Annotated in this window: 15 protein-coding genes; 14 read left to right on the plus strand and 1 reads right to left on the minus strand. The window is 38.4% G+C overall.

Annotated features, from left to right (window positions below; all coding sequences use genetic code 11):
* The first annotated feature begins 191 nt into the window (after positions 1 to 191).
* From purD to NZ519_02730, 8 genes are all read left to right on the plus strand, one after another.
* Entirely contained in the window at positions 192 to 1463 is a 1272-nt protein-coding gene (purD, locus tag NZ519_02695) for a phosphoribosylamine--glycine ligase (GenBank protein MCS7027650.1), read from the plus strand.
* 111 nt (positions 1464 to 1574) lie between these two features.
* Positions 1575 to 1817: a Fe-S cluster assembly protein IscX gene (gene iscX / locus NZ519_02700; GenBank protein ID MCS7027651.1), complete on the plus strand. Its 243-nt coding sequence runs from the start codon at positions 1575 to 1577 to the stop codon at positions 1815 to 1817.
* Between the two features lie 3 nt (positions 1818 to 1820).
* Complete coding sequence (locus NZ519_02705; GenBank protein MCS7027652.1) at positions 1821 to 2693, plus strand: transglutaminase-like domain-containing protein; 873 nt, start codon at positions 1821 to 1823, stop codon at positions 2691 to 2693.
* 92 nt (positions 2694 to 2785) lie between these two features.
* Positions 2786 to 4150 (plus strand): acetyl-CoA carboxylase biotin carboxylase subunit, encoded by a 1365-nt coding sequence (gene accC / locus NZ519_02710; protein ID MCS7027653.1) that lies wholly within the window; start codon positions 2786 to 2788, stop codon positions 4148 to 4150.
* 40 nt (positions 4151 to 4190) lie between these two features.
* Positions 4191 to 4670 (plus strand): FKBP-type peptidyl-prolyl cis-trans isomerase, encoded by a 480-nt coding sequence (locus NZ519_02715; protein ID MCS7027654.1) that lies wholly within the window; start codon positions 4191 to 4193, stop codon positions 4668 to 4670.
* Positions 4671 to 4742: 72 nt separating this feature from the next.
* Complete coding sequence (locus NZ519_02720; GenBank protein MCS7027655.1) at positions 4743 to 4892, plus strand: hypothetical protein; 150 nt, start codon at positions 4743 to 4745, stop codon at positions 4890 to 4892.
* A gap of 286 nt (positions 4893 to 5178) precedes the next feature.
* Positions 5179 to 6183 (plus strand): type I glyceraldehyde-3-phosphate dehydrogenase, encoded by a 1005-nt coding sequence (gap, locus tag NZ519_02725; protein ID MCS7027656.1) that lies wholly within the window; start codon positions 5179 to 5181, stop codon positions 6181 to 6183.
* A gap of 163 nt (positions 6184 to 6346) precedes the next feature.
* Positions 6347 to 7342: a zinc-binding dehydrogenase gene (locus tag NZ519_02730; GenBank protein ID MCS7027657.1), complete on the plus strand. Its 996-nt coding sequence runs from the start codon at positions 6347 to 6349 to the stop codon at positions 7340 to 7342.
* A 65-nt stretch (positions 7343 to 7407) separates the two neighbouring features.
* Here the strand turns inward: NZ519_02730 and NZ519_02735 are convergent, their stop codons facing one another.
* A complete protein-coding gene (locus NZ519_02735) occupies positions 7408 to 8946 on the minus strand; it encodes a YifB family Mg chelatase-like AAA ATPase (GenBank protein ID MCS7027658.1) in 1539 nt (512 codons plus the stop codon).
* 75 nt (positions 8947 to 9021) lie between these two features.
* On the opposite strand from NZ519_02735, the gene NZ519_02740 reads away from it, so the two are divergent.
* The 6 genes from NZ519_02740 to NZ519_02765 all read left to right on the plus strand — a co-directional run bounded on the left by NZ519_02740 (position 9022) and on the right by NZ519_02765 (position 15981).
* The gene (locus tag NZ519_02740) at positions 9022 to 9387 is read left to right on the plus strand and encodes a hypothetical protein (GenBank protein ID MCS7027659.1); all 366 of its coding nucleotides are present in this window, start codon (positions 9022 to 9024) and stop codon (positions 9385 to 9387) included.
* Positions 9388 to 9436: 49 nt separating this feature from the next.
* Positions 9437 to 9832 (plus strand): hypothetical protein, encoded by a 396-nt coding sequence (locus tag NZ519_02745; protein ID MCS7027660.1) that lies wholly within the window; start codon positions 9437 to 9439, stop codon positions 9830 to 9832.
* Between the two features lie 141 nt (positions 9833 to 9973).
* Complete coding sequence (locus tag NZ519_02750; protein MCS7027661.1) at positions 9974 to 11065, plus strand: efflux RND transporter periplasmic adaptor subunit; 1092 nt, start codon at positions 9974 to 9976, stop codon at positions 11063 to 11065.
* A gap of 21 nt (positions 11066 to 11086) precedes the next feature.
* Complete coding sequence (locus NZ519_02755) at positions 11087 to 14335, plus strand: efflux RND transporter permease subunit (protein ID MCS7027662.1); 3249 nt, start codon at positions 11087 to 11089, stop codon at positions 14333 to 14335.
* A complete protein-coding gene (locus tag NZ519_02760; GenBank protein MCS7027663.1) occupies positions 14313 to 15749 on the plus strand; it encodes an efflux transporter outer membrane subunit in 1437 nt (478 codons plus the stop codon). The genes NZ519_02755 and NZ519_02760 overlap by 23 nt, the downstream gene beginning before the upstream one ends.
* Before the next feature lie 106 nt (positions 15750 to 15855).
* A complete protein-coding gene (locus NZ519_02765; protein ID MCS7027664.1) occupies positions 15856 to 15981 on the plus strand; it encodes a hypothetical protein in 126 nt (41 codons plus the stop codon).
* The last annotated feature ends 8 nt before the right edge of the window (positions 15982 to 15989 follow it).

Raw genomic sequence — 15989 nt, forward strand, 5'->3', positions numbered from 1 at the left:
AGCGAAGTACCGAAGCGAAGCGTAGTGCGGAATGCCCCGACCCTTGCGTCAGCAAGGGGCACGCCCAAAAAAATTAAATTCTAAAAATCAACTTCATGCCTTTTAGAATATTTGCCCATAAAACTTGCTGCTTAATTTGTAAGCTTTATCTGGTTCATCGCACTTGCTTTGCAAAATTTTACCTTTGCAGTATGAAAGTAGCAGTCATAGGTTCAGGAGCAAGAGAGCATGCTCTAGCACACGCTATCCAAAAAAGTCCGAGATGCGAAAAAGTGTATGCTATCCCAGGCAACCCAGGTATGTCAATAATGAAAATAGAGTGTGTATATGATATTTCAGCCAATGACTTTGAACGCATAAAATCCTTTTGCAAAGAAAAAGAAATTGACTTTTTAGTGGTAGGTCCCGAAGCGCCCTTAGTACAAGGAATAGCAGACATCTTTAAGGGGGAAAAAACTTTTGTCATAGGTCCTAACGCCCGAGCAGCCCAATTGGAAGGCAGCAAGTCCTTTACTAAATCTTTTTTGACAAAATATCAAATTCCTACGGCATCGTATAAAGTATTTCATAAATCAGAAATACAACAAGCTTTGGAGTACATTAAAACTCACTCTTTACCTGTTGTTCTTAAAGCAGATGGCTTAGCAGCAGGCAAAGGCGTAATTATCGCACAAACGCAGTCAGATGCCCAAGAAGCCCTTTTATCTATGATGCAACAGGATAAATTTGGTAAAGCTGGGCATACCGTAGTTATAGAGGAGTTTATGCAAGGTATTGAACTTTCAGCATTTGTACTGTGTGATGGAAAATATTATACCCTTTTACCTGAAGCCAAAGACTACAAAAGAATTGGAGAGGGAGATACAGGTTTGAATACGGGCGGAATGGGCGCAGTAAGTCCTGTACCTTTTGCAGATGAAGCGTTCATGAAAAAAGTAGAAACAGAGATTGTACAACCTACTATACGAGGTTTAATTGAGGAAGGCATTGAGTATGTAGGAATTTTGTTTATAGGCTTGATGAATGTCAATGGCAATCCCAAGGTAGTAGAATTTAATTGCCGCTTTGGCGATCCTGAAGCGCAAGTTATTTTGCAACGTGTAGAAAATGACTGGATAGAAATTTTTGAACATATCCGCCAGCAAACTTTACATGAGTGTAGAATCAAAATAAAAAAACAGCACGCGATAGGTATAGTATTAGCTAGTCAGGGTTATCCTGAACAGTTTGAAACAGGTAAAATTATTACAAACTATCATTCTACGGAGGATTATGTAGTGTATCATGCGGGGACAAAGTGGCAAAATGGGCAATTGGTAAATGCAGGCGGGCGAGTTATGAGTGTAGTAGCTCAAGGAGATAGTCTAAGCGAAGCAAAATTTAAAGCGCTAAAAGGTGCAGCCCAAGTTCAGTTTGAAAATAAGTATTATCGCAAAGACATAGGCTTTGAATTTTTGAATTGATTTTGACTTATTTTCAAACAAAATATGCTGACTTATGTACTAACAACATACATTTTTTGAATTCAAATCCAAATTTTTGTTGTTATTTTGGCTATATTTGCGTAAAGAACTATGAGCTTTGAACCACCTATCTACTGGTCAGATTACGAAGACATCGCCATGGCTTTATACGAACGTTTTGGCGATGAGTTCAATGAGTCTAAAATATACAGAATACGCTTTACAGACCTATACAAATGGGTACTGGAAATTCCTAACTTCAAAGGTGAACCTAAAGATTGTAACGAAGGACATTTAGAGAAAATACAAGCAGCATGGGTCTATGAATGGCGAGAAAATCAAAAGAAAAAATAGTATATGCTTTCAGAGAAAGAAACTAAGGAAATTCAGACATTGCTCTATTTGTTAGAAGATCCGTCCATTGCCGATGAGATAGAAAAGCACCTTTTAGAGCGCAAGGATTTACTCAAACAATACATTGCGCATACCCCCGATGCTTTACAAAACGTATACCTGCAAAGTATATTAGACAAGTTAGTTAGAGAAGAAGTTTTTACACAGTTTTCTGAATGGCTACAAAAAGGTTGTAAAGATATTTTTGAAGGAGCTATGTGGGTTACATTATACATGAACCCCCACATCGACACTAAATTTTATTTTGACTGTGTACATAAGTGGCACCAAAAAGTACTTTCAATTTTACCTGTTTATCCTACACCAATAGATATTGTCAGAAGTATCAATTTAGTTTTGTTTAAGAAGGAAGGATTTCATGGGGCTACGGAGAACTATCAGCACCCTGACAACAGCTACATGCACAGGGTAATAGATTTGCGTAGGGGGATTCCCTTATCATTATCTATCATTTATTTGAGCATAGCGCATCGTATGCGTGTGCCTATTTTTGGGGTTAATTTGCCTGCGCACTTCATTATGATATACAGAGATGCGAATGAAGAATTTTACATTAACGCATTTAATCAGGGCGTAATTTTTCATAAGTCTGAAATAGATGCGTTTATTCAAAATGCCCAGCTAACGCCTAAGCCTGAATACTACAATCCTTGTACGAATGTGGATATTATCAAAAGAATGTTAGTCAATTTGAGAAATAGTTACATTTCTATGAACAACATTGAAAAGTTGAACAAGTTAGAAGTATTTGCTCGTAGGTTTTTTCCTGAATACTTTATTTCTCCTCATGCGGATGAAAATCCTGAAGAAGAGTAATATGCTAGGTAGAACTATTCAAATGCCAAGCTTATAATTCCCCAAATACGTAACATTTTTTATTTTTGTGCGCTCACTTTATTGAATGCAACATGGCTGTCAAACTATTTAATAAAATACTAATTGCTAATCGTGGTGAGATTGCTCTACGCATCATACGCACTTGCAAGGAAATGGGTATTGCCACAGTAGCAGTGTATTCTACTGCGGATAGGGATAGTTTGCATGTAAAATTTGCAGATGAAGCCGTATGTATTGGACCTCCTGTAAGTAAGGAAAGTTATTTGAACATACCTAATATTATCGCCGCAGCAGAAATTACAAATGCCGATGCCATTCACCCAGGTTATGGTTTTTTAAGCGAAAATGCAGAGTTTTCTCGTATTTGCGCGGAGCATAATATTAAGTTTATTGGTTCACCCCCTGAGGTTATCAAAGCTATGGGGGACAAAGTAACCGCCAAAGAAACCATGCGCGCAGCAGGTGTACCTGTTATACCTGGTTCAGATGGATTGTTAGAATCGCTTTCAGAAGCCAAAAAAGTAGCTAAGAAGATAGGTTATCCTGTTATTCTCAAGGCTACCGCGGGCGGAGGGGGCAAAGGCATGCGAATCGTATGGAAAGAGGATGAACTTGCCGATGCTTGGGATAAATGCCGCATGGAAGCTAGTGCAGCTTTTGGCAATGATGGTTTATACATGGAAAAATACTTGGAAGAACCAAGACACATTGAAATACAAGTAATAGGCGACCAATATGGAAATGTTTCTCATTTGAGCGAAAGAGAATGTTCCATTCAGCGCAGACATCAAAAGCTGCTAGAAGAATGTCCTTCCCCTTATTTGACACCTGAACTTCGTAAAAAAATGGGCGAAGCCGCTGTAAAAGGGGCTAAATATGTCAAATACGAAGGTGCAGGTACCATAGAATTTTTGGTAGATAAATACAATAACTTTTATTTTATGGAAATGAACACTCGTATTCAAGTAGAACACCCTGTAACAGAAGAAGTTTTTGACTTTGACCTTATTAAAGAGCAAATATTAGTTGCCGCAGGTGAAAAAGTATCAGGAAAATTATACTATCCTCCCAAAAACCGTGTAGCCATAGAGTGCCGTATCAATGCAGAAGACCCTGCTAATGATTTTAGACCTTCCCCTGGTAAGGTTACTACTTTTCACGTTCCTGGTGGGCATGGAGTACGCGTAGACACCCATGTGTATGCAGGTTATGTCATTCCGCCTAACTACGATTCCATGATTGCAAAGCTGATTGTATCCGCTTTTACTCGCGAAGAAGCCATTGTCAAAATGGAGCGCGCTTTACAAGAATTCATTATTGACGGAATTAAAACTACTATCCCCTTCCACTTGAAGCTAATGCGAGATGAAAAATTCAAAAAAGGAGAATTTTCTACGAAATTCTTAGAAACGTTCAACTTCAAGGACTTAAACTAAAATAATGAATGTAAAAAGGCACTCTGTTGTAAATTTAGTATTGACATGGCTATGCGGGATAGGGATACTTTTGAGCTGCAATCCAAAAAAAAGTGAAAAAGTCCAAAAGCAAAAAGATACTTTGCCAAAGGAAAATTCAAAAGTCTCTCATAATCACTACAAAATAGACTTTGACACTACCAAAGCCCAAAGGACACCTTCGGGAATTATTTATGTTATTACTCGTGAAGGAACGAAACCTGCTCAAAAAGGTAAAAAAGCTTACATTCATTACACAGGTAGGTTTTTAGACAATCAAATTATTCACACTTCACAAGGTAAAGAACCATTTTGGTTTAGATTAGGTGCTAAGCCCAGCGTAGTTATACCTGGCATAGAAGAAGCTGTCATGCTGCTTAAAGAAGGAGGTAAGGGCAATTTTTTGATACCTGCTCAACTTTGCTACGGCAAAGAAGGTTACGATATTATTCCGCCTAATACACCTCTATATTATGAGATTGAGTTAGTCAAGTTGCAGTAATTTTTGAAAAATGGTTTTTTGTTGTGCGAAAATAGGAATACTGATTGAATTATTTAAGATTGTTTTAATTTTTTGGGCGTGTCCTTGTGGGCATTTCGCTTGCGCTCATGCCCACAAGGTCGGCGTGCTACGGGCTACGCTAACGCTTCGGTGCTACGCTACGCTTCGCACTGGGCTAACGCCCACCCTTCGCATGCCTCACGCAAGGGATCTCTGAAATAATCGTTTCTCTGTGTGTTATGCAAGGCTTTAGCTTGTAAGTAATTGTACTTCAAGCTTAAACAAGGTAAAGACATAATTGCACAGGTCATCTGCGTGAGGGGCATGGAGCATGCCGTTAGGCAGTACGAAGCGTTAGCGAAGTACCGAAGCGAAGCGTAGTGCGGAATGCCCCGACCCTTGCGCAGCAAGGGGCACGCCCAAAATATAATCATCCACTACACTAAAAAGTGGACTTTCTAAAATTGTTTGATATTTTTGCCGCAGTCTTTACATCAACATCAAAAATATGTCCACTATTAACGTAGGAATAAATGGCTTTGGGCGCATTGGTAGATTAGTGTTCCGTGCCTTACTAACCAAGCCAAATATCAACGTAGTCGCTATCAATGATTTGACCGATACAAAAACCTTAGCCCACCTTCTCAAGTATGACTCTGTACACGGTCGATTTAACGGAGTAATAAACATAGAACCTGATGCCATAATAGTAAATGGAAAAAAAATTTTAGTTTCCGCTCAAAAAGACCCCTCTCAACTTAAATGGAACGAAAAAGGTGTGGATATAGTGGTAGAATCCACAGGGCTTTTTACCTCTCGTGAAAAAGCAAGCCTACACTTGCAAGCTGGGGCAAAAAAAGTTATCATTTCAGCACCTGCCACAGGTGAAGTAGATGCCACAGTGGTATTAGGTGTCAATGACTCTGTGTTAACCCCAAACATGCAAATTATTTCAAACGCATCCTGTACTACTAACTGCCTAGCCCCTATGGCAAAAGTACTTCATGACACTTTCGGAATTGAAAGAGGATACATGACCACTATACACGCTTACACGCAAGATCAAACTTTACAAGATGCTCCTCACAAAGATTTGCGTAGAGCAAGAGCCGCAGCTTTGAGCATCATCCCTACTACTACAGGTGCAGCCAAAGCCGTGGGCTTAGTACTACCCGAACTTAATGGAAAGTTAGATGGTGTAGCTATGCGTGTCCCCGTTCCTGATGGCTCACTCACAGACCTAACCGCAGTCCTTAAACGCCCTGCAACCAAAGAAGAAATTAACGCTGCTATGAAACAAGCCGCAGAAACTACTATGAAAGGCATTTTAGAGTATAGTGAAGACCCCTTAGTTTCTGCGGATATAGTAGGCAATCCGCACTCCTGTATTTTTGATGCCCAGTCTACCGCTGTAATGGGCAATTTAGTTAAAGTAGTGGGTTGGTATGATAATGAATGGGGATATTCTAATCGTGTAGCAGATTTGATAGTTAAGATAAGTCAAATGAGCTAAGAGGTAGGTTTTAGGTGAGGTAGAGTTTTTAGTGTTTTTTTAATGTTTTTGTGCGCCCCCGCTTTCGCGGGGGCGCACAGCATAAAAAATAACCCACTATTACACTCAATTTTTTGTACTTAAAATTTAGTTCAAGTTGTGCCATTTGTATATCTTTACAAGCATGAAAGCAGCCGTATTAAGAGGTGTACACCAACCTGTACAAATTGAAGAAGTACCCATTCCCGAAATACAAAGCCATGAAGTATTGATTGAAGTCAAAAGTGCAGCTCTTAACCACAGAGATGTATGGATACAAAAAGGACAATACGCAGGCTTGAAATTCCCTATTATTTTAGGTTCAGATGGCGCAGGCATTGTCAGCCAAGTAGGAAATGAAGTTAAAAACTGTAACAAAGGACAAAGTGTTATTATCAACCCTTCTTGGTACTGGGGCGATAATCCCAAAGTACAAAGTAAAGCTTACCGTATCTTAGGCTTACCTGACAATGGTACGTTTGCAGAGTTTGTCAAAGTTCCATCGGAATTTGTTTATCCTAAACCTACGCACTTGTCATTTTCACAAGCTGCGGCTTATCCCTTAGCAGGACTAACAGCGTACCGAGCTACCATCACACGAGCTAACGTCCAACCTACTGAAAATGTTTTGGTTACAGGTATCGGAGGGGGAGTAGCTTTCTTCGCTATGCAGTTTGCTGTAAGCAAAGGGGCTAATGTATTTGTAACTTCAAGTAATGACGAGAAAATTGAGAAAGCTAAACAATACGGCGCTAAGGGAGGATTTAACTACACAGATTCAAATTGGGAAAAATCGGCTTTACAGCTAACAGGTGGTTTTGACGCTATTATTGACGGTGCAGCGGGGGAGGGCTTTAATAAATTGATAGAAGTTTGCAAACCAGGCGGGCGAATTGTTTTTTACGGCGGTACAACAGGAAACATCAATAACATTTTACCTGCAAAGGTGTTTTGGAAACAGCTCACTATTATGGGCAGTACAATGGGCAACACTCAGGAGTTTGAAGCTATGCTAGAAATGATTAACACTCATCAGCTTACTCCGTTGATCAGTCATGAGTTTAGCCTTTATCAAATTCAAGAAGCTTTTGACCTCATGAAAAAGGGCGGACAGTTTGGAAAAATTGTAATCAACATGTAGAGCTTACAAGCTCAATTCCAACGCAAAAAACTCTAACAAGTATTGCAATCCCTAAAAATTCTTTACTAAGTGCCCCAATTTTCTCTATCTAAACTGCGATACTGAATAGCTTCGGCAACATGCTGCGGTTTGATATCTGACGATCCTTCTAAATCTGCAATAGTGCGCGACACTTTTAAGATACGGTCATAAGCACGAGCAGATAGCCCTAACTTTTGCATGGCAGTTTTCAAAAGGTTTTCGCTGGTTTCATCTATACAGCAAATTTTGCGAACTAACGCACTGTGCATCTGCGCGTTGCAGTATATACCAGGCATATTCTTAAACCTTTCTTGTTGAATTTTTCTAGCCTTGACTACTCTTTCACGTATAGATTGACTACTTTCAGGCTTAACTTTGGAAGCCAAGTCTTTGAAAGGAACAGGAGTTACTTCAATGTGGATATCTATTCTATCTAATAGAGGTCCTGAAATTTTGCTCATGTATTTTTGTACTTGTCCTGGGGCGCATACGCATTCTTTTTCAGGATGATTGTAGTAGCCACAAGGGCAAGGATTCATTGCTGCCACTAACATGAAACTGGCAGGGAATTCTACGGTAAATTTAGACCTAGAAATAGTTACACATCGCTCTTCTAAAGGCTGACGCATTACTTCTAAAACCGTCCTTTTGAATTCAGGTAGCTCGTCTAAAAACAAAACACCGTTATGGGCTAAAGATATTTCGCCTGGTTGCGGGAACGCTCCTCCGCCCACCAAAGCCACGTCGCTAATGGTATGATGCGGGCTTCTAAAAGGTCTTATAGCTACTAATCCTTTTTTGTGATTGAGTTTGCCTGCTACCGAGTGAATTTTTGTTGTTTCTAAGGCTTCTTGTAAGGATAGAGGGGGCAAAATAGTAGGTAGTCTTTTGGCTAACATAGTTTTACCTGCGCCAGGGGCACCTATAAGAATGATGTTATGTCCGCCTGCGGCTGCTACTTCCATTGCTCTTTTGATGTTCTCTTGACCTTTGACATCGGCAAAATCTACGTCATACTCTTCTTGAGCTTGCTCAAATAAAGCACGCGTATCAAATACAACAGGTTCTACTGCTGCTTTACCATTTAGCAAATCCACTGCTTGGCGTAAGTTTTGTATTCCATATACAGTTACGTCATTGACAATAGCGGCTTCCCCTGCATTAACTTCGGGCAGTATTATTCGTTTGAAGCCTTTTTTTCTGGCTTCAATTGCGATAGGTAGTGCCCCTTTAATCGGTTGCAAGCTTCCATCCAAAGACAGTTCGCCTAAGATTAAAGTGCTTTCTAAGTTCTGTACTTCTACTTGTCCCGATGCTGCTAAAATACCAATAGCGATAGGTAAATCGTATGCAGAACCTTCTTTGCGTATGTCTGCGGGTGCAAGGTTAATTACAATTTTGTGTTTAGGTATTTCTAACTGATTGTTTTTCAATGCTGTAAAAATACGTTCTTTGCTTTCTTTTACGGCGTTATCGGGCAGCCCTACCATTGCATATCCAAAGCCTCCTCCCACGTTTACTTCTACGGTGATAGTGTATGCGTGTATGCCGTATATAGCACTGCTAAAAACTTTGACTAGCATATTTTTGTACAAAGATAAAAAAACTATCGGTATTAGATTTACAAGTCTTTTTAGGATGACTTGATTGATAATTTTTTGGGCGTGCCCTTGCCCACACTTCGCTTGCGCTTGTGTGGGCAAGGTCGGCGTGCTACGGGCTACGCTAACGCTTCGGTGCTTCGCTTCGCTCCGCACTGGGCTAACGCCCACCCTTCGCATGCCTCACGCAAGGGATCTCTGAAAAAGCCATTTCTCTGTATCTTATGCAAAGTTTTAGCTTGTAAGTACTTGTACTTCAAGCTCAAACAAGGTAAAGACATAACTGCACAGGCAATTTGCGTGAGGGGCATGGAGCATGCCGTCAGGCAGTACGAAGCGTTAGCGAAGTACCGAAGCGAAAGCGCAGTGCGAAATGCCCCGACCCTTGCGTCAGCAAGGGGCACGCCCAAAAAAATAATCTAATCAACTACTCTGTATCAAACTTTTGCATAATATTTGCTAAAATGAAGTTATGCTAAATGCAAAAGTCACCAAAATTAAGATAACACTACTCACTATACTTTTGAGCTTAACGGTGGCTTTTGCATTCGTATTTAACTTTCTAAAATCTCAATCTTTTCAAGAATATCAAGTTACCTTTTCAGGTACTTCACTTACTACTAATCACAATCAGACAAAACCTTATAGTCCATTACTTCCAATTCCTGAACAGTCCAAAGAAGAAAAAGAGCAGGAAAAAGAAGATTCCCAAAAACAGAATAAAGAAGGTTTAGCCAATACAATTACTTATTCGTTTTTTAATCAAAGTAAGTATGCTATTGTAAGACATATTGCTGTTGTATGCCGCAAAAAACATTCTAAACCTCCTCTTTTCATTTTATTTCATAGTTGGAAGTTTTTTGACTAAGCCCCTATGTAACCAATATTACCAAAGATTACTCCTGCTTTTTGCAGATTATGGTTTAGTCTGTATTTGCAAAATTAGCAAAATGTTCTCAACCATTTTATCCAAGTAAAAAAATACGTTCTATTCAAAACTTCCAACAGTATGAAAACAAATTTTCTTATTCTTATTACAGGTGTTACTCTGATTATATTTCAGAGTTGTCGGCATAAAGAGCATAAAAATGAAGCGTTAGTTAAATGTGTAGCCACTTATCCTGTAGTCAAAGATACTGTAATTGAGCATCCGTATGTTTGCCAAATACAAGCTGTGCAGCACATAGAAATACGGGCATTAGAAAAAGGCTACTTGCAAAATATCTACGTAGACGAGGGGCAATTTATTAAAAAAGGAACACTAATGTTTCAAATTATGCCTGCTTTGTACCAAGCAGAAACGCAAAAAGCCCAAGCTGAAGTCAATTTTGCTACAATTGAGTATCAAAACACAAAACGATTAGCGGACAGCGGGATTGTATCTAAGAATGAATTAGCTTTAGCCAAAGCTAAATTAGATAAAGCCAAAGCAGAATTAGAATTAGCCAAAACACATCTCAGCTTTACTGAAATCAAAGCGCCCTTTGATGGAATTATGGATAGATTTCATGTTAGGTTAGGTAGCCTAGTGGAAGAAGGTGAGCTTTTAACTACACTTTCAGACAATAGTAAAATGTGGGCGTATTTTAATGTTCCCGAAGCAGAATACCTTAACTATATCACAAGTAGAAAACAAAATAAAGAACCTGTTAAAGTCCGCTTAAAAATGGCAAACAATGAACTTTTTGACCAAGAGGGCATCATAGAAACGATTGAAGCAGACTTTAACACAGAAACGGGAAATATTGCTTTTAGAGCAGGTTTTTCAAATCCTAATCGAATTTTACGCCATGGTGAAACAGGTATGATTCTTATGCCTGTTCAGATTAAAAATGCATTGCTTATCCCTCAAAAAGCCGTTTTTGAGATATTAGATAAGAAGTATGTTTATACGGTGGATGAACAAGGAATTGTACATAGCAAGCTCATTAGTATAAGTGCGGAGATGCCTCACGTTTATGTTGTTAGCAAAGGTTTGACAGAGAGAGATAGAGTAATTGTACAGGGTATTCGCAAAGTGAAAAATAACCAAAAAGTACAATGCGAAATGCAAGATTTTTATAGCATTATCAAAAACCTTAATGAATTACATGCAGAATAAAACCTTTAATTTTTCAAGGACATGTTAAGCAAAATTCTTCAAAGACCTGTTTTAGCCATATCCATTTCATTAGTTATTTTGTTTTTAGGGTTTATTTCAATGAGCAGGTTACCTGTGGCACAATTTCCTGAGATTGCCCCTCCACGCGTAAATATTTTTATTGCATATCCAGGGGCAAGTGCACAGGTACTAGTAGAGTCAACACTCATTCCTCTTGAACGAGCTATCAACGGAGTGCCTGGTATGCAATACATTATTTCTGATGCTACCAGTGCAGGTGAAGCAACTATTCAAGTTGTTTTTGAACCTGGTACGGATCCTAATGCAGCGGTTGTCAATGTCAAAACACGAGTGGATCAAGTTATGAACAATCTTCCCCCTTTAGTGCAAAGGGAAGGGATTATCATTTCACCTATTCAGCCCAGCATGCTAATGTATGTCAATTTATACAGCAAAGATCCTAACGCAGATGAAAAATTCCTATATAACTACGCAAATGTTCATGTTATCCCTGAATTACAGCGCATCTACGGTTTGGGTAGAGCACAAATTCTAGGTAGTCGCCAGTATGCTATGCGAATATGGCTCAAGCCTGATAAAATGCGAGCTTACAATGTATCCACTGAAGAAGTAATGAAAGCGTTAAGCGAACAAAGTATTATTGGTAGACCTGGTAGATTAGGACAAAGCTCAGGTAAAAAAGCTCAATCATTGGAATATGTACTTACCTATAAGGGTAGATACAATAAACCTGAAGAGTATCAGAACATTATCATTAGAGCAAATGTAAAAGGCGAGCTGCTGAGATTAAAAGATATTGCAGAGGTAGAGTTAGGAAGTGAGTTTTTCGATATCTATTCAAACAAAGATGGATATCCTTCTGCATCTATTGTAATAAAGCAAAATGTCGGAACAAACGCAAATAAGGTGATTAGTGAGGTTAAGAAAAAATTGAAGGAATTAGAAAAAGATTTTCCCCCAGGCATGGAATACGAAATAAACTATGATGTTTCTGAATTTGTCAATGCATCTATTGACCAAGTATTACACACCTTGTTAGAAGCTTTTGTGTTAGTAGCATTAGTAGTATTACTTTTTTTAGGAGATTGGCGTTCTACCCTAATTCCGATTATTGCTGTACCTATATCTTTAATTGGGGCTTTTATTTTTATGCAAATGTTTGGGTTGAGCATTAACTTGATTACTTTATTTGCTTTGGTGTTAGCCATAGGTATTGTTGTAGATGATGCGATTGTAGTTGTAGAAGCCGTTCATGCTAAAATGGAACAGGAACACATAGGACCCTACAGTGCTGTTAAAAAAGTGTTAAAAGAGATTAGTGGAGCTGTGATTGCGATTACCTTAGTAATGGTTTCTGTTTTTGTACCGATTACTTTTATGAGTGGTCCTGTTGGGGTGTTTTACAAACAGTTTGCTATTACTATGGCAAGTAGTATTGTGTTATCAGGTTTAATTGCGCTTACTCTTACTCCTGTTTTATGTGCAATGATTTTAAGACCTATCCAGCATCAAAATAAAAGAAAAAGCCTTATTCAACGCTTTTTAGATTGGTTTAATCGTACTTTTGATAAAGGTACAGAAAAATATACTCGCTTTTTAGCTTTGATTGTACATCGGAGAGTACTTACCTTTGGTATATTAGGCGGATTTGCTTGGGGTATAGTGCAAGTAAATAAAACTTTACCATCAGGTTTTATTCCTAATGAAGATCAAGGGATGATTTATGCCATTATCCAAACCAGACCAGGTAGTACGTTAGAGCAAACATATCAAGTAGCACAGTCGTTACAAAAAATAGCTAAAAGTATAGAAGGCGTACAATCTGTAACTTCATTAGCGGGATACGAGATCCTAACCGAAGGGCGAGGTTCTAATGCAGGAACTTGCTTAATTAACCTAAAACCTTGGAGTAAAAGAAAGCAATCTGTTCGAGAGATTATTGAGGAATTAGAACGTAAAACAAAAGATTTAGGGGCTATTATAGAGTTTTTTGAACCACCTGCCGTGCCTGGTTATGGCTCATCAGATGGCTTTTCGCTTCGATTATTAGACAAGAATACTACAATTGATTACCAAGAATTTGACAAAATAAACCAAGAGTTCATGAAAGAACTAAGAAAACGTAAAGAAATCACAGGTTTGTTCACTTTTTATGCTGCCAACTACCCGCAGTACGAGCTGATTATCAACAATGATCTAGCCATGCAAAAAGGGGTTTCTATTGGCAAAGCAATGGAAAACTTAGGTATATTGATAGGTAGCACGTATGAACAAGGTTTTATACGTTTTAATACTTTTTTCAAGGTCTATACTCAAGCTGCTCCTGAATATAGACGAATTCCTTCGGATATTTTAGACTTATTTGTCAAAAATGAAGCAGGAGAAATGGTACCTTATTCAGCCTTTATGACGATGAAAAAAACCCAAGGTCCTAATGAAATTACAAGGTTCAACTTGTACAACTCTGCTTCAATACGTGGTATGCCTGCACCAGGCTACACTACGGGAGATGCTATCAAAGCTATTCAAGAAGTAGCCCAGCAAACTTTACCCCATGGGTATGATATTGCTTGGGAAGGACTTTCTTATGATGAAGCTAAACGCGGTAACGAAGCACTGTACATTTTTTTGATTGTCTTAGGTTTTGTGTATTTAGTCCTATCTGCCCAATATGAAAGTTTTATTATTCCCTTAGCGGTAGTACTTTCTCTACCCATAGGTGTATTTGGTTCGTTCTTTTTTTTGAAACTAATGGGTCTAGCTAATGATGTATATGCGCAAATTGGACTGATTATGTTAGTCGGCTTATTAGGTAAAAATGCTATCCTTATTGTAGAATTTGCTATACAAAAACAAGAAGAAGGAGCTACTATCCTTGAAGCCGCTATACAAGGTGCAAGAGTTCGATTAAGACCTATCATCATGACCTCTTTTGCTTTTATCGTAGGTTTAATCCCTTTAGTCATAGCCCATGGACCAGGTGCAGTAGGAAATAAAACTATTGGTTCCTCAGCTTTAGGGGGAATGTTGTTGGGAACTGTTTTTGGAGTACTTGTCATACCAGGTTTGTACTATGCTTTTACTAAGTTAGCAGGTAACCGAAAATTGATTCGCGAAGAGTTTCACACTCCTTTAACTGAAGAGATTTCTCACTTAGAACAACCTATCGCCCATCGTTCTCAAAGAAAACCTATTCAGTCCATTAAAAAGTTATTCAAAATTCGCTATGAAAGAAAAAAACATTCTTAATTGTATTTTAGCAACATCGTTTGTATTTGTTTTGTCAGGATGTACACTATTTCAGCAAACTATACGTACTGAAAGTAAGCAGCTTCCAAAAAACTATACGTTTACAAATACACAAGATACGACTAACACAGCTCACGCCAACTGGCGCACCTATTTCAACGATAGCATACTAACCCAACTGATAGAAATAGCCCTAAAAAACAACCAAGAACTTAATCTCATTTTGCAAGAAATTGAAATAAGTAAAAATGAGATTAAAGCACGTAAAGGAGAATATCTACCTTATATCCACTTAAATGTCGAAAGCAGTGTAGAAAAAGCCGCGCGTTATACTCGAAATGGTGCCGTAGAGCATAGTACCTTCATCAAGTCAGAAACGCATATTCCTGAACCTCTTACTGATATTGGTTTATCTGCACTTACAACTTGGGAAGTAGATATTTGGAAAAAACTTCGTAATGCCAAAAAAGCTGCACAACTAAGGTACTTAGCTACTGTACAAGGTAAAAACTTTATGGTTACACAGTTGGTAGCTGAAATAGCAGAAGCTTACTACGAACTTATTGCTTTAGACAACTGGATAGAAACTATTGAACAAAACATTGCTATTCAATTTAACAGTTTAAAGATGATAAACCAACAAAAGGAAGCAGCTAAAGTTACACAATTAGCAGTCAATCGGTTTGAAGCACAGCTCTTAAATACTAAAAACCTACTGTATGACCTTAAACAAAAACGCATACAAACTGAAAACAAAATCAATTTTTTATTAGGTAGATTTCCTCAACCTATTGATAGACCCAAAGTTTCTATTTGGGACATTGATTTAAAGCCTATTCAAGCAGGGATACCTGCACAACTACTTCAAAATCGCCCAGATATCCAACAAAGGGAATTAGAGTTGGCAGCAGCTAAATTAGATGTCAAAATAGCCAAAGCAAATTTTTATCCTTCTTTACGGATTACTTCAAGTATAGGTTCTCAAGGGTTTAGTCCCGAATTAGCTTTTAGACCCGAAGGAATTTTATTCGGACTTGCAAGTGAGTTGCTTGGTCCTTTGGTCAATAGAAACGTTTTAGTGGCTAATTACAAAACGGCTACTGCCAAACAATTACAGGCTATAATCAGGTATGAGCAAACAGTGTTAAGTGCGTATATTGAGGTGATAAATCAATTAGCTCAGGTAGATAACTACACTCAAAGCTTTGAAACAAAGCAGAAGCAAGTAGAGATTTTGACCCAATCTATTCAGGTAGCTAATAATTTGTTTAATGCAGCACGTGCAGATTATGTAGAAGTTCTTTTGACTCAACGAGAAGCTCTAGAAGCCAAAATTGAGTTAATTGAGATTAAACTCAAACAAATAAAAGCATTTATTCACTTATACAGAGCCTTAGGGGGAGGTTGGCGATAAGGTTTTTGATGTATTACGTATTCTGCTAGGACTGTACACAAAAAGTTGGGATTAGAAAAAGCCTCAAATAATGAAATTTAACGATATTACAGCTACGAATTAATTTATGATTAGTTTTAAATTCTTTGAGTATGCCTTTGTAAGCTTTTGCCCACAAGGTCGGCGTGCTTCAAGCTACTTGCGGAATGCCCCCCCGAGCTCTTACGTTAGAAGGGATACGCCCAAAAAATAAAACAAGCT

Source organism: Bacteroidia bacterium, assembly GCA_025056095.1.
Lineage (GTDB): Bacteria > Bacteroidota > Bacteroidia > JANWVE01 > JANWVE01 > JANWVE01.